Raw genomic sequence first — 19,765 nt, forward strand, 5'->3', positions numbered from 1 at the left:
GAGGTCGAGGCGCGCCGCGTCGGCCGCCGGGACGTCGGCGGTCAGGAGCGCGCTGCGCACCCGCACCGCGTCTCCCCGCTGCTCCACATCGGTGATCACGGCGCGGAGGCCTCCCTCTCCGACGGAGACGGCGGAGGGGCGGACCGCGGCGAGCACCGCGGCGCCGACCGCGACCGGCTCGGCCGCCACTCCGGACAGCTCGTGCCCGTCGGCGGTGCGCAGACCCGTCGCGGTGCGGACGCCCTCGAGCAGCTCGAGCCCGGCGAGCTCGGCGGTGAATGCGGTGCGCGGGCGCGTGAGGACGCGGGCGGTCGGCCCCTCCTCGACCACCCGGCCGCCGTGCAGCACCAGAACCCGGTCGGCGAGGGTCCAGGCGTCGAGCACGTCGTGGGTGACCACGATCGCCGAGCGGTCGGCGAGCACCTCGCGGAGCATCCGGCGGAGGACCGGGGCGGTCCGGGCGTCGACCGCGGCCAGCGGCTCGTCGAGCAGCAGGAGGCGCGGGTCGGTCGCGAGGGCTCGGGCGAGGGCGACCCGCTGCGCCTGGCCGCCGGAGAGGCTCCCCGGGCGCCGGTCGGCCAGGTCGGCCACGCCCGCTGCGGCCAGCTCGCGCTCGGCTCGCTCGCGCGACCGCGCCCGTCCGGCGCCGGCGCTGCGCGGACCGAACGCCGCGTTCTCGCGCACGCTGAGGTGCGGGAACAGCAGCGGATCCTGCGCCAGCAGAGCGACGGGGCGCCGGTGCGGAGGAGTCCACCGGCGGTCGTCGAAGAGCAGCTCGCCGCCGGCGGTCGCCCGCCCGGAGTCGGCGCGGACGAGGCCGGCGATCAGCTCGAGCACGGTCGACTTGCCCGCGCCGTTGGGCCCGAGCAGCGCGATCGTCTCGCCCTCGGCCACGTCGATCCGCACGTCGATCCCGCGCGCCGCGAGCCGCGCCTCCAGCAGCAGGCTCACCGCGGCACCCCCCGGGCGGAGCGGCCGTGCGCGAGACCGATCACGAGCACCGCGACCACCACGAGCACCAGCGCGAGGGCGACCGCCGCGTCCGGATCGCTCTCCCGCTGCAGGTAGATCTCGAGCGGGAGGGTGCGCGTCGTGCCCTCGAGGCTGCCGGCGAAGGTCAGCGTCGCCCCGAACTCGCCGAGCGCCCGCGCGAACGAGAGGATCGCGCCCGAGGCGAGGCCCGGCAGGATCAGCGGCAGCGTGATCCGCCGGAGCACCGTCCCGGGGGACGCGCCGAGCGTCGCGGCGACCGACTCGTACCGCGCGCCGGCGCTGCGCAGCGCGCCCTCGAGCGTCAGCACCAGGAACGGCAGGGCCACGAAAGTCTGCGCGATCACGACGGCGGTGGTCGAGAACGCGATGCGGACGCCGAGGGCCTCCAGCGCGCCGCCGAGGAGGCCCATCCGCCCGAAGGTGAAGAGCAGCGCCAGCCCGCCGACCACCGGCGGCAGCACCAGCGGCAGCAGCACCAGCGAGCGGAGCAGGCGCTGGCCGGGGAAGGCCGTGCGGGCGAGCACGAGGGCCATCGGTGTGCCGATCAGCAGGCACAGCAGAGTCGCGACGGCGGAGGTGCGCAGGCTCAGCAGGAGCGCGGCGACGGAGGAGTCGGAGGTGATCAGCGGCAGGAACTGCGGCCAGTCGACGCGGGCGAGGATCGCGGCGAGCGGGAGCAGCACCAGCAGGGCGCCGAGCGCGGCGACGGCCACGACCCAGCGCGGCAGGCCGGACCCGGTGCGCATCAGCCGCGGGCGAGCGGCGTCTCGACGATGACCGTGGTCGCCTTGACCACCGCCACCGCGGGAGACCCGGGCTCGAGCCCGAGCTCGCGGACCGCCTCGCTGCTCATCAGCGAGACCACGCGGTGCGGACCGCACTGCAGTTCGACCTGCGCCATCACGGTGTCCATCACGATGCCGGTGACGATCCCGACGAAGCGGTTGCGGGCCGAGCGCGCGACCGGGGACGGATCCTCCGGCAGCACGGCGTTCGCGCGGGCGAGCCGGGCGACCTCGAGGCCGTCGACGACGCGTCTCCCGGACGCGTCCTTCGCGCTCTCGAGCGTCCCGTTCTCGATCCAGCGCCGCAGCGTGTCGTCGCTCACGCCGAGCGCGGCGGCGGCGTCCCTGATCCGTATCTGCGGCATGGAGTCGATCCTACGTCCGCGGCTGAGCCTGTGCAGTGCCCGTCCCCTCTCCACGAGATGCCGCTCCGGTGCGCCTCCTGCGGCGTGCCGCGCATCCGGGTGGCATCTCGCGGAGAGGGAGGAGAGGAACGCGGAGGGACGGGCGCTGGGTCTCCCGGGCCGCGCGCGCAACCCCCTGGAGGACCGGCGGGAGCACGACGCACGCTGAAGGGACGACGACACAGGAGGCGGCATGCGCGCGATGGTCTACCGGGGCCCCTACAAGGTCCGCGTGGAGGAGAAGGACCGGCCGAGGATCGAGCACCCGAACGACGCGATCGTCCGGGTGACGATGGCGGCGATCTGCGGATCCGATCTGCACCTCTACCACGGGCTGCTCCCGGACACCCGGATCGGCCACACCTTCGGCCACGAGTTCATCGGCGTGGTCGACGAGGTCGGCTCGTCGGTGGAGAACCTCAGCGTCGGCGACACGGTGATGGTCCCCTTCACCATCTACTGCGGCTCCTGCTGGTTCTGCTCCCGCGGCCTCTACTCCAACTGCCACAACGTGAATCCGAACGCCACCGCGATCGGCGGCATCTACGGCTACTCGCACTCGGCGGGCGGCTACGACGGCGGGCAGGCGGAGTACGTGCGCGTCCCGTTCGCCGACGTGGGCCCGACGAAGATCCCCGAGTGGCTGCCGCACGAGGACGCCCTGATGCTCACCGACGCCTTCTCGACCGGCTACTTCGGCGCGCAGCTCGGCGACATCGTCGAGGGCGACACGGTCGTGGTGCTCGGAGCCGGACCGGTCGGCCTGGCCGCCGCGCGCTCCGCGTGGCTGATGGGCGCCGGCCGCGTCATCGTCGTCGACCAGATCGACTACCGCCTCGCCAAGGCCCGCGACTTCGCCTTCGCGGAGACCATCGACTACACCGAGGAGGACGACCTCATCGTCACCCTCAAGAAGACCACCGGCGGGCTCGGCGCCGACGTCGTGATCGACGCGGTCGGGGCGGAGGCCGACGGGAACCTCCTCCAGCACGTCACCGGCGCCAAGCTCAAGCTGCAGGGCGGGTCGCCGATCGCGCTCAACTGGGCGATCGACGGCGTCCGGAAGGGCGGCACCGTCTCGGTGATGGGCGCCTACGGGCCGCTCGCGAGCGCCGTCAAGTTCGGCGACGCCGTCAACAAGGGCCTCACCCTGCGGATGAACCAGGCCCCCGTCACCCGGCAGTGGCCGCGCCTGTTCGAGCACATCCGGGCCGGGCACATCACGCCCAGCGACCTGATCACGCACCGCATCCCGCTCGAGCACATCGCCGAGGGGTACCACCTGTTCTCGTCCAAGCTCGACGGCTGCATCAAGACCGTCGTCGTCCCGTAGGAGGATCCCGTGCCGTACACCGCCGACCGCCCCGTCCGCGTGCCGACCGCCGAGGAGCTGCGTGCCCGCATCCCGGGCTGGGGTGCCGACCTCGATCCCGCCGACCGGCCCGCCTTCCCCCGCGAGCGCAGCGACCTCGTCTCGGGCGCGCACTGGGAGCGCCCGGAGAGGATGCGGACGCACGGCCGTCGCGAGAAGAGCATCGAGCACCTCGAGCTGCCCGCCGTCTTCGGCACGGCGCAGCCCCTCCACGGCCTCTCGGGCGCGATCCGCCGCTACGCCTACGACCGGTTCAGCGAGGGCCGCCACGCGCACTGGCTGCTGCTCGTGCTGGGCGACCGGGTGGAGTCGACCGGGGCGCACCTCCGCTCGCTGCTCACGACACGGCCGGACGATCCGATCACCGAGACCGGTGTGCTGGCCGAGGTGCACGCGCACCCGATCGCCTCGCGCCGGGGCCGGTCCGACGTGCGCCACCAGATCCTCGACCCGCTGCTGGTCGGCGGTCCCTGGGTCCTCGCCGCCCTCGGCGCCGTGGCCGTCGGCCGCCGCCTCCTGCGCTGACGCCCGTTCCCCCTCTCGTGAGAGGCCGCTCCGGTGCGCCTCCGTTGCGTGTCGCGGACCGGAGCGGCGTCCCGCGGAGGAGGACGGGGGTCAGCGGCTGCGGGGGGCGGCGCCCGCGGTCGGCGCGGTGCGGGTGTCGACGCTCGCCGTGAGTGCCGCGGAGTAGCCGGACGCCGGGCTGCCGGACATCGTCGCGAGCTGCAGGGCTCCGCCGTCGTCGCCGAAGACGGAGTCCGAGTCCAGGCCGACCCGCGCGAGGTTCGCGGCCGAGCCCGCATAGGCGTCGAGGGCGTAGACCGCGGTGCACGCCTCCTCCTGCAGGGCGACCTGCGAGGTCGCGATCGCGTTCGACGCGGCGGTGATCGAGTCCACTCCCGGGTACACCTCGAAGTGGATGTGCGGCCAGCGGCCGGAGTAGCAGGCCGGGACGATCGAGGCGAAGGAGACGACGCCCGACGCGTCGGCGACCTGCACGCCGCGGAGGTACGTCTCGTCCTCGACGCCGCTGGAGTACATCGAGTAGTCCCCGTGCGCGTCGCAGTGCCAGACGTACACGGCGGCTCCGGCGAACGGCACGCCCCCGTTCGCCGCGTCGAGGATCGTCAGAGTGAGCGCCAGGGGGACCCCGTCGGCCGTCGCGCCGCCGCCGATGCTGGTCCGCACGTCGCTGCGGACGATCCCGGAGCGCTCGAGGACGTCGACCCCGTTCGAGCCGTCGCCCGGGTAGGGGCCGGCCGTCTCGTCGGGGATCTCGCCGGCGACCGCGGTGCCGGCCCCGGCCGTGGCGGTCGCGGTGGGAGTCGCGGTGGCGGTAGCGGCGGCGGAGGAGGCGGACCCCGATCCTCCGGTGGCGCATGCTGCGAGCCCGAGGGTCGCCGCCCCCGCGCCGACCAGCGTCAGCACGCCGCGCCGCGAGAAGAGGGTCCCCACGTCGAACGGGAGGCCCTGGTCGACCACCTCCTCCTCGGGGCGGTCGAGCCGGCGGCCCTCGTAGGCCGGTCCGTCGGGCGTGCTGCGGGGCTCCGGGATGCGGGTCATGGTCGTGCTCCTCGTCGATCGTGGTGTCCGTCGCGAGCAACCCTGGCGGCCGGGGCTCTGCGCCTCCGATGACCGTCCTACGACCCTCCTATGACCGACCCGCGGCTCCCCGGCCGTCCTGCTGGCCGTCCTGCGACCCCGCACCGGCCGTCCGCCGACCCTCCTCCGACGCCGAGACGCCCCTCAGGCGTGCTCCGAACCCGGATATCCCGTGGCCTCTCACGGCGCTCCGAACCCGGCCGCCGCGAGCACCGCGCGCCCGGCGTCGGAGGCGACGTACGCGACGAAGGCCGCCGCCGTGGCCGGGTCGCCCGCTCCGGTCAGCGCCGCGATCGGGTACGTGTTCACCGCCTCCGAGGCTTCGGCGAAGGGGATGCCGGTGACCGAGCCCGCGGCCCCGCGGACGTCGGTCGCGTAGACGAGCCCGGCGTCCGCTTCGCCCGAGGACACCTTGCCGAGCACGTCGGTGACCGACGACTCCTCGCTCACGGGGGAGATGTCGACACCGGCGGCCTGCTCGACCGCGACGGCCGCTGCTCCGCACGGCACCTGCGGCGCGCAGACGACGGTGGCGGTCCCGGGCCGGGCGAGGTCGGCGAGCGAGGCGACCTGCGCCGGGTTGCCGGGAGGCACGGCGATCTCGAGCGTGTTCGTGGCGATGTCGACCGGGTCCCCGTCGACGAACCCGGCCTCGGCGACGGTGGACATGGTGCGCTCATCGGCGGAGGCGAAGACGTCGGCCGGGGCGCCGTTGACGATCTGCGTCGCGAGGTCGGAGGAGCCGGCGAAGGAGAGCTCGACCTGCGCGCCGGGCTCGGCGGCCTCGAACCCCGTGGCGAGCTCGGTGAACGCGCCCTTCAGCGAGGCGGCGGCGAAGACCGTGATGGAGCCGCCGGCCGAGGACGTCGCGCCGCCGGTGGCCGTATCGCCGGCGGGGGTCGACGGAGCGGAGCAGCCGGCGAGCAGGAGGAGCGCGGCAGCGGCCGGGACGAGGGGGAGCAGGCGACGATGCACGGGGACCTCCGGATCTGGGGTCCGCAGATGCGGCGGACAACTGATCCTAGGACCTCAGGTGCGGAGGCGGGCTGGGAGGAGGGTCTCACGTGCGGCGGAGAGACGATCCGAGGATCGGACCGGCCGGGCGACGCGCCTGCGCGAGGACCGACGGGCCGCGCGACGCACAGCGGCGGGCGGACCGCAGCCCTCCGGCTCCGGCCCGCCCGCCGCTCGTCGCGGCCGCCTCGACGGCGGTCCTCCGCTCAGCCCTGCGGCGGCGAGTAGAACTGGAGGTCGTTGCCCTCCGAGTCCTTGAAGGGGAGGATGCGGCCCCACTCGTGGTCGCTGATCTCACCCTCGATCGACGCGCCCCGCGCCGTGAGGCGCTCCAGCTCGTCCTCGATCGAGCCCTCGGGCTGGAACGAGATGACCGCCCCGCCCTGCTCCGCGACCGTGGCCGACTCGCGGGCGTTCAGGCCGATCATCAGCCCGCCGGCGTCCAGCTCCGACCAGTCGTCCGAGGTGTCCTTGACCTCGAGGCCGAGCGTGTCGCGGTAGAACGCGACCGCCCGCTCCATGTCCGTGACGGGGACCCAGACCGTTGCGACTCCTGATGCCATGTCGTGCTCCTTCGCTCGATGATGCCGTTCCACCGACGCTAGGTCGGGGACGCCCGGAGCGGGGGCCCTTGCGCCGACGCGCGGAGGCTGCTCTCGCGCGGCGCCTCTCCGCCGAGCTGCCGTGCTCACGCGCCCGGCAGCGGTGAGGCGCCGGCTTCCCGCTGCCCGTCAGTGCCGAGACACCGCCCCTCGCCGAGACACCGCCCCTCGCCGGCGTCCCGGCGCGCAGCGGGACGTCTCGGCCCGGCCTCCGCGCGCGAGCGCTCCCCGCCGACGTCACCGACGACGCGGCCGCCGAGGCGGGCGTCGCCTGGATCGAGGAGGCGGTGGGCCCGCTGCGCATCCTGGTCAACAACGCCGGCGTCCAGCACCGCGTGCCCCTGCTCGAGCTCGAGGTCGCCGACTGGGAGCGGGTGCTGCGCACGAACCTCACCAGCGCCTTCGTGGTCGGCCGGGCGGCGGCGAAGCGGATGATCCCGCGCGGCGCCGGGAAGATCGTCAACGTCGCCTCGGTGCAGGCCGATCTCGCGCGGCCGACGATCGCGCCCTACACCGCCTCGAAGGGCGGGGTCCGCAACCTCACCCGCGCGATGACGGCGGAGTGGGCGCAGCACGGCATCCAGGTCAACGCGATCGCGCCGGGCTACATCCACACCGAGATGACGCAGGGCCTCGTCGACGACGAGGCGTTCGACAGCTGGATCCTCGGCCGCACGCCCGCCGCGCGCTGGGGCCGCGTCGAGGACCTGATCGGCCCCGCCGTCTGGCTCGCCTCCGACGGCTCGGACTACGTCAACGGGCAGGTCGTCTTCATCGACGGCGGCATGACCGTCGTCGTCTGAGCCACCCCTCGACCCACCGAACGGAACCCGCATGACCGCGCTCGTCCCCGCCTCCACCACCCGCGTCGTCGTCCACGCCGCCGGCGACCTCCGCGTCGAGGAGGCGCCGCTCGCGCCGCGCGGCCCCGGCGAGGCCCTCGTCGCCGTCGCGTACGGCGGGATCTGCGGCTCCGATCTGCACTACTGGACGCACGGCGCCGCGGGCGAGTCGATCCTCCGCGAGCCGCTGACGCTCGGCCACGAGGTGGTCGGCACGGTCGTCGAGGCAGCGGCGGACGGCTCGGGACCCCCGGTCGGCGCGGCCGTCGCCGTGCACCCCGCGACCGCTCGCGGCGAGTGGCCCGACGGGCGCCCCAACCTCGCGACCGAGGGCACCTACCTGGGCAGCGCCGCGCGGATGCCGCACACCCAGGGCGCGTTCGCCCGCCACGCGGTGCTGCCGGCGCGCATGCTCCGCGAGCTGCCCGCCGGTCTCGGGCTCCGGGAGGCGGCGCTCGCGGAGCCGGCGAGCGTCGCCTGGCACGCGGTCTCGCGCGCGGGGGAGGTGGCGGGACGGCGCGCGCTGGTGATCGGCAGCGGCCCGATCGGGGCGCTGATCGTCGCCGTGCTGAAGCGGGCGGGGGCGGCCGAGATCGTCGCGGTCGACCTGGCCGAGGAGCCGCTCGCGATCGCCCGCGCGGTCGGCGCGACCCGGACGATCCGCGCGACCGACGCAGCCGCGATCGCCGAGGTCGCCGCCGACGTCGTCTTCGAGTCCTCGGGCAGCCCGCGCGGCCTCGGTTCGGCCGTCCGGAGCGCCGCCCGCGGCGGCACCGTCGTGATGGTGGGACTCCTCCCCTCGGGCGAGCAGCCGGCCCAGATCTCGCTCGCGATCACCCGGGAGCTGCGCCTGATCGGCTCCTTCCGCTTCGTCGACGAGATCGACGAGGTGCTGGCGGCGCTCGCCGACGGGAGCCTCGCGGTGGCGCCGGTGGTCACGCAGGTGGTGCCGGTGGAGCGCGCGCTCGAGGCCTTCGAGCTCGCCCGCGACGCCTCGCGCTCGAGCAAGGTGCTGCTCGACTTCACCCCGTGACGGGCGCTCGAGGCGCCTCCGGAGGGTCGGGATCGCCCGAGCGTTCGGGGTTCCCTCGGACGGCGGTGCCGCCGGAGCACTACCGTTGCACCATGGCGTCCACCGATACCCCCGATTCCGCCCCTGAAGCCGACACCGCTTCCGAGAGCGCCCCCACGCTCACCTTCTCCGACCTCGGTCTCTCCGACCCGGTCCTCAAGGCCCTCAAGGAGGTCGGCTACGAGACGCCCTCGGCCATCCAGGCCGCGACGATCCCGTCCCTGCTCTCCGGCCGCGACGTCCTCGGCGTCGCCCAGACCGGCACCGGCAAGACCGCGGCGTTCGCGCTGCCGATCCTCTCGCGCCTCGACGTCTCGCAGAAGACGCCGCAGGCCCTCGTGCTGGCCCCGACCCGCGAGCTCGCGCTGCAGGTCTGCGAGGCGTTCGAGCGCTACGCGTCCGGCCTCCGCGGCGTCCACGTCCTCCCCGTCTACGGCGGCCAGGGCTACGGCACCCAGCTCTCCGCGCTCCGCCGCGGCGTCCACGTCGTCGTCGGCACGCCCGGCCGCATCATGGACCACCTCGAGAAGGGCACCCTCGACCTCTCGCAGCTGAAGTTCCTGGTGCTCGACGAGGCCGACGAGATGCTCAAGATGGGCTTCGCGGAGGACGTCGAGACGATCCTCGCCGACACCCCCGTCGAGAAGCAGATCGCGCTGTTCTCGGCGACGATGCCCGCGCAGATCCGCCGCATCTCCGGCAAGTACCTGAAGGAGCCGGAGGAGATCACGGTCAAGAACAAGACCACGACCTCCGTCAACACCACCCAGCGCTACCTGATGGTGTCGTACCCGCAGAAGGTCGACGCCCTCACCCGCATCCTCGAGGTCGAGAACTTCGAGGGCATGATCGTGTTCGTCCGCACGAAGAGCGAGACGGAGACGCTGGCCGAGAAGCTGCGCGCCCGCGGCTATACCGCGGCGGCGATCAGCGGAGACGTGGCCCAGGCCCAGCGCGAGCGCACCGTCGAGCAGCTGAAGTCCGGCAAGCTCGACATCCTCGTCGCGACCGACGTCGCCGCCCGCGGCCTCGACGTCGAGCGCATCAGCCACGTCGTCAACTACGACATCCCGATCGACACCGAGTCGTACGTCCACCGCATCGGCCGCACCGGCCGCGCGGGGCGCAGCGGAGCGGCGATCAGCTTCGTCACGCCGCGCGAGCGCCGCCTCCTCGCCGCCATCGAGAAGGCCACCCGCCAGCCGCTGACCGAGATGCGGATGCCGAGCGTCGAGGACGTCAACGTCACCCGCCTCTCGCGCTTCGACGACGCGATCACCGCGGCGCTCGCCGACACCGAGCGCCTGCAGCGCTTCCGCGACATCATCGGCCACTACGTCGAGCACCACGACGTGGTCGAGTCGGACGTCGCCGCCGCGCTGGCCATCGTCGCGCAGGGCGAGGAGCCGCTGCTGCTCTCGCCCGACGACCCCCGCTTCGCCCGTCGCGAGCGCGAGGACCGCGACTCCCGGCCCGACCGGGGCGACCGCCCCGAGCGCGGCGACCGCTTCGACCGCGGCGGCGACCGCGGCGAGCGTCCCGAGCGCCGTCAGCGCCCGGCGAACAGCAACCTCGCCTCGTACCGGATCGAGGTCGGCCGCCGCCAGCGCGTCGAGCCCCGCCAGATCGTGGGCGCGCTCGCGAACGAGGGCGGCCTCAACCGGGGCGACTTCGGGCACATCGACATCCGCCCGGACTTCTCGATCGTGGAGCTGCCGGCCGACCTGCCCCAGGACGTGCTCGACCGCCTCGCCGACACCCGCATCAGCGGGCAGCTGATCGAGCTGAAGCCGGACCGCCGTCCGAGCCGCGCCGGCGCCGACCGCGGCGCACGCCCCAGCGGCCCGAGCCGCTCGAGCGAGCGCCCGGAGCGCAAGCCGCGCTACTGACGGCTCCCGCCTCTGCGGACGGCACTCCGCGAGACGCCACTCCGGTACAGCGACACCCGCGTGTCGCGTACCGGGGTGGCGTTTCGCAGCCGTGCGGGGGCGGCCTCAGCGGCGCAGGACGCGGCGGGCCAGCACGTTGCCGAGCAGCTGCACCAGCTGCACGATCACGATGATCACGAGCACCGCGGCCCAGGTGACGACCGGCTCGAACTGCCGGTAGCCGTACTGGATCGCGAAGTTGCCGAGCCCGCCGGCGCCGATGTATCCGGCGACCGCCGACATGTCGATCACGGCGACGAACACGAACGTGTAGCCGAGGATCAGCGGACCGAGCGCCTCCGGCAGCAGCACCGTGCGGACGATCCGGAACCGGCTCGCTCCGACCGACCGCGCCGCCTCGATCACGCCGGGCTGCACGGTCAGCAGGTTCTGCTCCACGATCCGCCCGATGCCGAAGGCGGCGCCGAGCGAGAGGGTGAAGACGATGGCGTCCGTGCCGATGCCGGAGCCGACCACCAGCCGGGCCAGCGGCTGGGCCGCGGCGATGAAGATGATGAACGGGATCGGCCGGAACACGTTCACGATCACGTTGAGCAGTCCGTGGACCATCCGGTTCGCGTAGAGGGCGCCGCCGCGGGTGAGCGCGAGGCCCAGTCCGATCAGCAGTCCGCCGAGCCCGCCGAAGAGGAGGCTCAGCGCGACGATGTAGAGCGTCTCGCCGGTCGCCTGGACGAGCTTGGGCAGGAGCGGGATCAGCTCGTTCATCGGGGCACCTCCGTGAGGGCGACGCGTCCGCCGAGGCGGGCGAGGAGGGAGTCGACGACGCCGTCCGGCGCGTCGAGGGCGACCGTGAGGTGGCCGAAGGCCCGCCCGCGGACGTCGGTGATGCCGCCGTAGACGAGCTCGAGCGGCACACCGGCGGCCGCGACCTCGGCGAAGACGTCGCCCTGGGAGGCGGAGTCGTCCGAGAACGAGAGCGTGACCAGCCGACCGCGGTGGCGCGCGCGCAGCACGGCCGCCTCCGCGGGCGAGGGCACCGAGCGGACGACCGTGGAGACGAAGCGGCGGGTGACCGGCTCGCGCGGGGCCGAGAACACGTCGAAGACGGGCCCGCGCTCCACGATGCGGCCCGACTCCATCACCGCGACCTTCGTCGCGAGCTGCTGGACCACGTCCATCTCGTGGGTGATCACGACGATGGTGACGCCCAGCTCCTCATTGATGCGGCGGAGGAGGGCGAGCACCTCGCCGGTGGTGTCCGGGTCGAGCGCGCTGGTGGCCTCGTCGGCCAGCAGGATGCGCGGGGAGGCGGCGAGGGCGCGGGCGATGCCGACGCGCTGCTTCTGCCCGCCCGAGAGCTGCTCCGGGTGGCTGCGCGCCTTGTCGCTCAGGCCGACGAAGCGGAGCATCTCGTCGACGCGGGCGCGCTGCTCCGCCCGCGGGACGCCCGCGACCTGCAGCGGGTAGGCGACGTTCTGCCCCACGGTCTTCGAGCCGAACAGGTTGAACTGCTGGAAGATCATCCCGATCCCCAGGCGCAGCCGGCGCAGCTCGCGCTCGGGCAGGCCCACGGTCTCGCGGCCGTCGATCTCGATGCTGCCGCTGGTCGCGGGCTCCAGAGCGTTGACGAGGCGCGCGAGCGTGCTCTTGCCGGCGCCGGAGTAGCCGATCACGCCGTATACGTCGCCCGCCTCGATCTCGAGGCTCACGCCGTCGACGGCCGCGGTCGGGGCGGCGCCGCGCCCTGCGCCGGGGTACACCTTGCGCACGTCGGTCATGCGGATGAGCGGCACGGGGCGCCCTTTCTGTTGCGGGGGAGGCGCGGGACCGCGCCGGAGGGGAGCTCCGCGAGCGGAGGACCCGACCGGCGCGGTGCCGCGGGTGCCGGAGTCAGGAGGCGGCGGAGATGTCGGTCTCGGCGGACTCGAGCGAGGTCTCCAGCTCGGAGGCCGGGGTCTTCAGGAAGACCGCGGTGCCGCCGGACTGCTCCGAGACGCCGTCGAGCACGTCCTGGCTGTCCTGGTAGATCGAGACGAGCTTCGTGTAGGTCTCGTTCTCGGCGTCGTCGGCCCGGGCGGCGAAGATGTTCGTGTAGAGCAGGGAGGCGGGGTCGCTCGGGTCGTCCTGGGCGATCGCGTCCGAGGCCTTCAGGCCCGCGTTCTCGATGAAGTCGTTGTTGATGATCGCGGCGGCCACGTCCGGGAGCGACGTCGGGGTGAGGGAGGCCTCCAGCGCGGTGACCTCCACCTTCGAGGAGGACTCGACGTCGTCGACGTTCGAGAGCACTCCGCCGCCGTCCTTCAGCTCGACGAGCCCGGCCGACTGCAGCACCAGCAGCGCGCGCGCCTGGTTGGTCTCGTCGTTGGGGATCGCGACGGTGGAGCCGGCGGGGATGTCCGCGACGTCGTCGTACTGCGAGGAGTAGAGGCCGAGCGGGTAGATCGCGGTCGCGCCGATCGGCACGAGGTCGGCGTCGGCCGAGGTGTTGTACTGCGCCAGGTAGGCGATGTGCTGGAACTGGTTGAGGTCGATCTCGCCCTCGGTGAGGGCGGGGTTGGGCTGGTTGTAGTCGCTGAAGTCGACGATCTCGACGTCGATCCCGGCGTCGGCGGCGGCCTTCTCGTAGGTGGCCCAGTAGGGGTCGCTCGCGCCGACCACGCCGATGCGGACGGTGTCGTCGCCGCCGCCCGCGCCGGAGCAGCCGGCGAGGAGGAGGGCGGCGGAGGCGGCGATCGCGGAGGTCGCGAGGAGTCGGGTGCGCAGGGTCATGGCTGTGGGGATCCTTCCGTGGAGAGGATCCGGGCACTCGGCGCCGACCGAGCGGTGCTGGTCACCGCCGGCGCTGCGACCGGCCTCCGGTCGCTCGGCGCCGCGACTGCGCGGATCCCGGGGATCACCTTACGAAGGCGTTCGGACCCGCGCGGAACCCGCGCGTAACACGGCGACTCGGAGGCAGCGGAGGCGCGCGCTCACCGCCTGACCGCGCCGTGGCGGCCGCTCAGCTCGCGAGCGCGCCGTCCTCGCCCGCCGACGCCTCGTGCTTGGCGATCCTCTTCGCGATCGCGTCGCGCTCGGCCCGGAGCGACGCGATGGTCGGCTTGTCCAGGCGGGGGTCGGCCAGGTCGGCGAAGGGGCTCGCGGCGCCGGTGCGCGCGGACACGAGCGCGGCGTACGCCTTCGTCGCGGCGCGGAGCTCGGCTCCGGCCCGTTCGACCTTCCGCGGCTTCGACTCCTTGTCCGAGACGAGTCGGGCGTGCTTGTCGAGGGCGTCTACCAGCGCGCGATGCGCGGCGTCAATCTTCTTGCTCATAGGCGCATTATGGCGCAGGATCGGCGCGCGGCGCCGACTGTGACTCCCCGCGCCCGCCGCCCCCTTCCGTGAGACGCCGCTTCGGCACGCGACACGCCGGGGGAGGCGTACCGGAGCGGCATCTCGCGGGGAGGGGACGGTCGGGTCAGCGGGCGACCGGCGTGGAGACGGACGACGCGCCCGCGCTGGTGGCGACCGCGTCGAGGACGCGCTGGACGTCGAGGGCGTCGGCGAACGTGGGCGCGACGGGGGTGCCGCCGGCGATCGCCTCGACGAGGTCGACGACCTGGTGCGTGAAGAGGTGCTCGTAGCCGATGCCGTGCCCGGTCGGCCACCAGGCGGACATGTACGGGTGCGCCGGCTCGGTGACCTGGATGCGCCGGAAGCCCTGCGCCTCCTCGGGATCGCGGGCGTCGTAGTACTCGAGCTCGTTCATCCGCTCGAAGTCGAACGCGATCGAGCCGAGCTCGCCGTTCACCTCGATCCGGTTGGCGTTGCGGCGGCCGGTCGCGACGCGGGTCGCCTCGAAGACGCCCAGGGCGCCGCCCTCGAAGGAGGCGGTGAAGGCCGCGGCGTCGTCGACGGTCACGGCGCCGCGCGGGGCGTCGGCACCGGCGCGGCCGCCGAGGCCGACCTGCTCGCTGAGCACGGGGCGCTCGGTGGTGAAGGTGCGCAGCGTCGCCGAGACCGAGGTGATGCCGCGGCCGGTCAGCCACTGGGCGGTGTCGATGCTGTGCGCGCCGATGTCGCCGAGGGCGCCCGAGCCGGCGCGCTCCTTCTGCAGGCGCCAGGTCAGCGGCGCCTCGGAGTCGGACAGCCAGTCCTGCAGGTACTGGGCGCGCACGTGGCGGATGTCGCCGAGGCGGCCCTCCTCGATGAAGCGCTTGGCGAGGGCGAGGGCCGGGGTGCGGCGGTAGCTGAAGCCGCACATCGCCACCTTCCCGGAGGCGGCGGCCGCGGCGACCATCCGCTCCGCCTCCTCGACGGAGTTGGCGAGGGGCTTCTCGCACAGCACGTGCTTGCCGGCCTCGAGGGCCGCGATGGCGATCTCGGCGTGGGTGTCGCCCGGGGTGCAGATGTCGACGAGGTCGATGTCGTCGCGGGCGATGACGGCCCGCCAGTCGGTGGAGGCCTCGCTCCAGCCCAGCCGCTCGGCGCGCTCGGCGGTCGAGTCGGGGTTGCTCCCCACGAGCACGGCGAGCTCGGGGCGGAGGGGGAGGGGGAAGAAGCGGGAGGCGGTGCGCCAGGCGTGCGAGTGGGTGCGGCCCATGAAGGCGGTCCCCACCATCGCGACGCGCAGGGCTCGGTCGTTCGACATCGTCGTCCTTTCGTCGGCTCTACGACCCTGGCATGGGTCGGCTTCGTCCGGCTACCTCCGGATCGGTCTCGACCAGCGGCGAGCTTCGGTACGAACGGGAGCGCGGCTGGGACACTGAACTACCGGAGGCATATCCCTGCGCGGCATCCAGCACGCCATCGAGTGGAGACTACATGTATGACGACGCAAGTCCTGTGACAGACCCGTACACGCCCTTTCCCTCCTTCGAAGAGTGGGAGGGGCGAGGGGCGGACGTCGCACTGGTCGACACGTTCGCGGAGATGCTCGCATCTGAACGCGCCGACGTTCCAGGGGAGCTGTGGCAACGGATGTTAGACATAACGAACAAGTGGGCAGCGGTTGATACCGGCGCCATCGAGAATCTATACGAGGTCGATCGCGGGTTCACTTTCACAGTAGCTGCCACAACGGTCGCCTGGGCTCGTATACCCGAGCAAAAGGGCGACGAAGTTGCTCGCGTAATCGCCGACCAACTCGCCGGATACGAGCATGTTCTCGACGCGGCGACCCAGAATGTTCCGATTAGCGAGTATTGGATTCGAGGTCTCCACGAAGTCCTATGTCGTTCCCAAGAAACCTACCGTGTTCTTACTTCGGTCGGCTGGCAGGAGCGCCCTCTCCAGACAGGCGCATACAAAAGGGACCCGAATAACCCGCTCAACCTCGCTTCGAACCGTGTTCATAGCTATGCGTCTCCCAATGACGTCGTTCCCGAAATGAATCGGCTCATTCAAGAATTGCGCTCGACTCGCTTCCACGATGCGCCGCCAGTCGTGCAAGCGGCGTATGCGCACTACGCGTTCGTGTGTATCCATCCGTTTCCGGATGGGAACGGCCGGGTCTCCCGCGCGCTCGCCTCCGTGTATCTCTATCGGGCCTACGGAGTCCCTATCGTCATCTTCTCCGACCAGAAGGCGCGATACCTCGACAGTCTTGAAGCTGCCGATGCCGGTAGGGGAGGCCGATTCACAACGTTCTTCCGCGACTGTGTGATCGATACGATCAACCTCATCAGGACCGAGCTGGAATCCGCCCGGACGCCCGACGTCGCCGACCAGCTTACGGCGTTCGAATCTCTCCTCACGGGTCGGGGAGGTCTCGAGCATGAAATTCTCGATGAGACGGCGGGTCGATTGGTGAATCTTCTTTCGGAATGCGCACAGGTCGTTGTCACTTCGACCGTGTTACGGCCACCCCTGGCGCTTCAGGCGTACATGTCGTCCAGTCGTAGCGGCCTGAGGGAGGGATACAGGCAAACCCGGTACGTGCAAGCCCCTGCCTTGCAGCTTGAAAGCGGTTCCCCTGCAAGGGCCACAGCCGAGCAAAGATTCTCCGTTCAGATTGCTCGTCCAGACACGGACGGCGCTGATTTCATCGTGCTGGACAGGAGCGGAACGATCGTTCAGCACGTCTTTCTTCGTGAGGTCTACCCAGTCATCTCGGAGGGTCTTCGACTGCGAACCGCGCGAATGATGGAGAGTAAGGTCAAAAATCTCCTCGCCGAAGTCTCCGTGGCAGCGGAGCAAGCGCTCCGCGAGGCAGGGTACGGCCGCTAGCGGAAGCGGAAGCAATGCGTGTTGGCAGGCCGCCGACCGCCAACGAGGCGCTGGAAGACGGCGCGCCCAGGGCTCAGCGAGGCGGCGCGCCCGGGCTGCACGGACATGAGCACGTTCATAGGGTTCGGAGAGCGCTCTATCACGGACGGAATGTCTCAACCGCCGCCGTCAGATGTCGCGTAATCCCGCGGATCCCAGCCCTGACGCGGTAGCAGGAAGCCCTTGGGGCGACTGGGCGATCACTCGAACCGCCTTCGAATCGGTTCAGAACTTTTGCTTGACCCGCGACGTAAGTGGAAGTAGCTTCATCCGCATGGTCACCGCAGACCCCCGCAGCACTGCTGCACAGCCTCTTCCCCGCACCTCCGACGAGTCTCAGCAGCTGCTTCTGCAGATGCGCGGCATCGTGAAGGTCTTCCCCGGCGCCCGTGCTCTCGATGGCGTCGACCTCGATGTCCGACCCGGTGAGGTGCACTGCCTCCTCGGCCAGAACGGCGCCGGCAAGTCCACCCTCATCAAGACCCTCGCCGGGGCCCACCAGCCCACCGAGGGCGAGATCCTCGTCGACGGGAACGTCGTCACGATCCCGTCCCCGACGGCGGCCCTCGCCCTGGGCATCGCGACGATGTACCAGGAGCTCGACGTCGTCGACGGCCTCTCCGTCGCCGAGAACATCTTCCTCGGCCACGAGCTCTCCCGCGGCGGCTTCACCGCCCGGGCGAAGGCCACGAGGATCACCCGCGAGCTGATGGAGCGCCTCGGCCACTCCGAGATCTCGCCGAACCGCGAGGTCGGCACGCTCTCCGCCGCCGGCAAGCAGATCGTGCAGATGGCCCGTGCCCTCTCGCACGACGCGCGGGTCATCATCATGGACGAGCCCTCCGCGGTGCTCGACTCCGAGGAGGTGGAGAACCTCTTCCACGTGGTGCGCCAGCTCACCGCCTCCGGCGTCGCCATCGTGTACATCTCGCACCGCCTCGACGAGATCCGCGCCATCGGCGACCGGATCACCGTGATCAAGGACGGCGCCACCGTCGCGCAGAACCTCGCGGTCGCCGACACCCCCACCTCGAAGCTCATCACCCTGATGACCGGCCGCGCCGTCGAGTACGTCTTCCCGGACCGCCAGGAGCTCGACGTCGAAGCCGAGACGCTGCTGAAGGTCGAGAAGCTGGGCCTGCAGGGCTCCTTCTCGGACGTCTCCCTCGAGATCCGCGCCGGCGAGGTCGTCGGCCTCGCGGGGCTGGTCGGCTCCGGCCGCTCCGAGATCCTCGAGACCATCTACGGGGCGCGCCGCGCCAGCACCGGGACGGTCAGCGTGGCGGGCAAGCGCCTGCGCGCCGGATCCGTCACCTCGGCGGTCGACGCCGGCATCGGCCTCTGCCCGGAGGAGCGCAAGAGCCAGGGCCTGCTCCTGGACGAGCCGGTCTACCGCAACATCACCCTCTCGACCTTCGACCGCTTCGCCAAGCGCGGCTTCCTCGACGAGCGCTCCGAGCGCGCGGCGGCGGCCGAGCAGGCGGTCTCCCTCGACCTGCGGCCCTCCGGGGTCGACCGCGACGCCCGCACCCTCTCCGGAGGCAACCAGCAGAAGGCGCTCCTCGCCCGCTGGCTCGTGCGCGGCTGCCGCGTCCTGCTGCTCGACGAGCCGACCCGCGGGGTCGACGTCGGCGCACGGGCCGAGATCTACACCCTGATCAGGGACCTCGCGACCAACGGCGCCGCCGTGCTCGTGGTCTCCAGCGAGATCGGCGAGGTCCTCGGACTCTCCGACCGAGTGCTCGTGATCTCCGACGGCGCCGTGGTCCACGAGGGCCCGGCCGATTCGATCGACGAGCACCGCGTGCTCGATCTCGTCATGGAAGGAAGTGCAGCGTGAGCGGACAGCTCGACACCGCGTCGCCGTCGATCGGCGGTCCGCAGGAGGACGCCGCCCGTCACGCGTCGGCCGCGACGGGAGGCTCCTCCGGGGGCGTGCCCTCGAAGGACTCCCGCTCCGGGATGGCCCGCCTCATGCAGGGCTCCCTCGGCCGCAACGTCGGGCTGCTGCTCGCGCTGGTGATCCTCTGCATCGTCGGATTCGCGACCGCGGGGGAGCGCTTCGCCAGCGTCGACAACGTGCTCACGATCCTCCGCCTCGCCGCCGTCATCGGCGTGCTGAGCATCGGCATGACCTTCGTCATCACGTCCGGCGGCATCGACCTCTCGGTCGGCTCCGTGATGGGGCTCGCGACGGTCTGGGCGAGCACGGTCTCGACCCAGTACTACGCGGCCAACACCTCCTGGCTGGTGATCGTGCTCACCGCGGTCGTCGTCGGCCTCGTCTGCGGCCTCATCAACGGCGCGCTGATCGCCTACGGCCGGGTCGTCGCCTTCATGGCGACCCTGGCGATGCTCGTCGCCGCCCGCGGCTTCGCCGAGCTGATCTCGAACCGCCAGACGCAGGTCGTCACGGTCACGCCGTTCCTCGACTTCTTCCGCGCCGACGTGCTCGGCATCCCGGTGCTCGTGCTGATCTTCGTGGTCGTCGCCGTCGCCGGCTGGATCCTGCTCAACCGCACCACCTTCGGCCGCCGCACCATCGCGGTCGGCGGCAACCCGGAGGCGGCCCGCCTCGCCGGCATCAAGGTCCGCCGCCACACCATGTACGTCTACGGCCTCGCCGGGCTCACCGCCGGCATCGCCGCCGTCATGATGCTCGCCCGCACCACCGCCGGCAGCTCGACCAACGGCCTCCTCTACGAGCTCGACGCCATCGCGGCGGTCGTCGTCGGAGGCACGCTGCTGGCCGGCGGCCGCGGCACCATCGTCGGCACCGTGTTCGGCGTCCTGATCTTCACGACCCTGACCAACGTGTTCACGCAGAACAACATGTCGACCTCGACTCAGGCCGTCGCGAAGGGCGCGATCATCGTCGCCGCCGTCCTGCTGCAGCAGCGGTTCGCCGCCCGCGGCAGGAAGTCCTGACCCCGGGGCTCCGGCCCC

General features: G+C 72.2%; 19 protein-coding genes. 8 read left to right on the top strand and 11 right to left on the bottom strand.

The annotated features are described in order from the left end of the window. The 3 genes from C5C95_RS14030 to C5C95_RS14040 all read right to left on the bottom strand — a co-directional run. The coding region (locus C5C95_RS14030) for a sulfate/molybdate ABC transporter ATP-binding protein (RefSeq protein WP_104324683.1) at positions 1-951 on the bottom strand (951 nt) is incomplete at its 3' end. Further along, on the bottom strand, positions 948-1,739 hold the full coding sequence (locus C5C95_RS14035; protein WP_104324684.1) for an ABC transporter permease: 792 nt from the start codon (positions 1,737-1,739) through the stop codon (positions 948-950). The genes C5C95_RS14035 and C5C95_RS14030, both read right to left, overlap by 4 nt. Continuing rightward, positions 1,739-2,143, bottom strand: coding sequence for a molybdopterin-binding protein (locus C5C95_RS14040; RefSeq protein ID WP_104222447.1), 405 nt, complete (start codon positions 2,141-2,143; stop codon positions 1,739-1,741). Before C5C95_RS14040 ends, C5C95_RS14035 begins: the two co-directional genes overlap by 1 nt. A gap of 232 nt (positions 2,144-2,375) precedes the next feature. Here C5C95_RS14040 and C5C95_RS14045 point away from each other — a divergent pair, with 232 nt between their 5' ends. Then, complete coding sequence (locus C5C95_RS14045; RefSeq protein WP_104324685.1) at positions 2,376-3,515, top strand: zinc-dependent alcohol dehydrogenase; 1,140 nt, start codon at positions 2,376-2,378, stop codon at positions 3,513-3,515. Positions 3,516-3,524: 9 nt separating this feature from the next. Further along, on the top strand, positions 3,525-4,079 hold the full coding sequence (locus tag C5C95_RS14050; protein ID WP_104324686.1) for a hypothetical protein: 555 nt from the start codon (positions 3,525-3,527) through the stop codon (positions 4,077-4,079). A 90-nt stretch (positions 4,080-4,169) separates the two neighbouring features. Here the strand turns inward: C5C95_RS14050 and C5C95_RS14055 are convergent, their stop codons facing one another. From C5C95_RS14055 to C5C95_RS14065, 3 genes are all read right to left on the bottom strand, one after another. Beyond that, complete coding sequence (locus tag C5C95_RS14055; RefSeq protein WP_104324687.1) at positions 4,170-5,117, bottom strand: intradiol ring-cleavage dioxygenase; 948 nt, start codon at positions 5,115-5,117, stop codon at positions 4,170-4,172. Between the two features lie 219 nt (positions 5,118-5,336). Next, a complete protein-coding gene (gene modA / locus C5C95_RS14060; RefSeq protein ID WP_104324688.1) occupies positions 5,337-6,131 on the bottom strand; it encodes a molybdate ABC transporter substrate-binding protein in 795 nt (264 codons plus the stop codon). 245 nt (positions 6,132-6,376) lie between these two features. Then, the gene (locus tag C5C95_RS14065) at positions 6,377-6,733 is read right to left on the bottom strand and encodes a VOC family protein (RefSeq protein ID WP_104233520.1); all 357 of its coding nucleotides are present in this window, start codon (positions 6,731-6,733) and stop codon (positions 6,377-6,379) included. 161 nt (positions 6,734-6,894) lie between these two features. On the opposite strand from C5C95_RS14065, the gene C5C95_RS14070 reads away from it, so the two are divergent. The 3 genes from C5C95_RS14070 (at position 6,895) to C5C95_RS14080 (ending at position 10,575) form a co-directional block, all read left to right on the top strand. Beyond that, positions 6,895-7,575, top strand: coding sequence for an SDR family oxidoreductase (locus tag C5C95_RS14070; protein ID WP_104324689.1), 681 nt, complete (start codon positions 6,895-6,897; stop codon positions 7,573-7,575). A 31-nt stretch (positions 7,576-7,606) separates the two neighbouring features. After that, positions 7,607-8,647 carry an L-idonate 5-dehydrogenase gene (locus tag C5C95_RS14075; RefSeq protein ID WP_104324690.1) on the top strand — a complete coding sequence of 347 codons (1,041 nt, stop codon included), beginning with the start codon at positions 7,607-7,609 and terminating at the stop codon, positions 8,645-8,647. 92 nt (positions 8,648-8,739) lie between these two features. Continuing rightward, on the top strand, positions 8,740-10,575 hold the full coding sequence (locus C5C95_RS14080) for a DEAD/DEAH box helicase (RefSeq protein ID WP_104237941.1): 1,836 nt from the start codon (positions 8,740-8,742) through the stop codon (positions 10,573-10,575). Positions 10,576-10,680: 105 nt separating this feature from the next. On the opposite strand, the gene C5C95_RS14085 is transcribed toward C5C95_RS14080, so the two are convergent. The 5 genes from C5C95_RS14085 to C5C95_RS14105 form a co-directional block, all read right to left on the bottom strand. Next, entirely contained in the window at positions 10,681-11,340 is a 660-nt protein-coding gene (locus C5C95_RS14085; RefSeq protein ID WP_104226596.1) for a methionine ABC transporter permease, read from the bottom strand. Then, positions 11,337-12,368, bottom strand: a complete 1,032-nt coding sequence (locus C5C95_RS14090) for a methionine ABC transporter ATP-binding protein (RefSeq protein WP_258063519.1) — start codon at positions 12,366-12,368, stop codon at positions 11,337-11,339. Before C5C95_RS14090 ends, C5C95_RS14085 begins: the two co-directional genes overlap by 4 nt. A gap of 97 nt (positions 12,369-12,465) precedes the next feature. Further along, positions 12,466-13,344, bottom strand: a complete 879-nt coding sequence (locus C5C95_RS14095; protein ID WP_104237943.1) for a MetQ/NlpA family ABC transporter substrate-binding protein — start codon at positions 13,342-13,344, stop codon at positions 12,466-12,468. Positions 13,345-13,573: 229 nt separating this feature from the next. Further along, complete coding sequence (locus tag C5C95_RS14100; protein ID WP_104233529.1) at positions 13,574-13,885, bottom strand: hypothetical protein; 312 nt, start codon at positions 13,883-13,885, stop codon at positions 13,574-13,576. Between the two features lie 145 nt (positions 13,886-14,030). After that, entirely contained in the window at positions 14,031-15,203 is a 1,173-nt protein-coding gene (locus C5C95_RS14105; RefSeq protein WP_104324691.1) for a Gfo/Idh/MocA family protein, read from the bottom strand. Between the two features lie 173 nt (positions 15,204-15,376). Between C5C95_RS14105 and C5C95_RS14110 the strand changes: the two genes are divergently transcribed. The 3 genes from C5C95_RS14110 (at position 15,377) to C5C95_RS14120 (ending at position 19,747) form a co-directional block, all read left to right on the top strand. After that, complete coding sequence (locus tag C5C95_RS14110) at positions 15,377-16,780, top strand: Fic family protein (protein ID WP_181125694.1); 1,404 nt, start codon at positions 15,377-15,379, stop codon at positions 16,778-16,780. A gap of 394 nt (positions 16,781-17,174) precedes the next feature. Next, positions 17,175-18,659: a sugar ABC transporter ATP-binding protein gene (locus tag C5C95_RS14115; RefSeq protein ID WP_208543410.1), complete on the top strand. Its 1,485-nt coding sequence runs from the start codon at positions 17,175-17,177 to the stop codon at positions 18,657-18,659. Positions 18,660-18,781: 122 nt separating this feature from the next. After that, positions 18,782-19,747, top strand: a complete 966-nt coding sequence (locus C5C95_RS14120) for an ABC transporter permease (protein WP_104222491.1) — start codon at positions 18,782-18,784, stop codon at positions 19,745-19,747. Positions 19,748-19,765: the final 18 nt, after the last annotated feature.

The sequence above is a fragment of the Rathayibacter sp. AY1B7 genome (genome assembly GCF_002932735.1).
Classification (GTDB): domain Bacteria; phylum Actinomycetota; class Actinomycetes; order Actinomycetales; family Microbacteriaceae; genus Rathayibacter.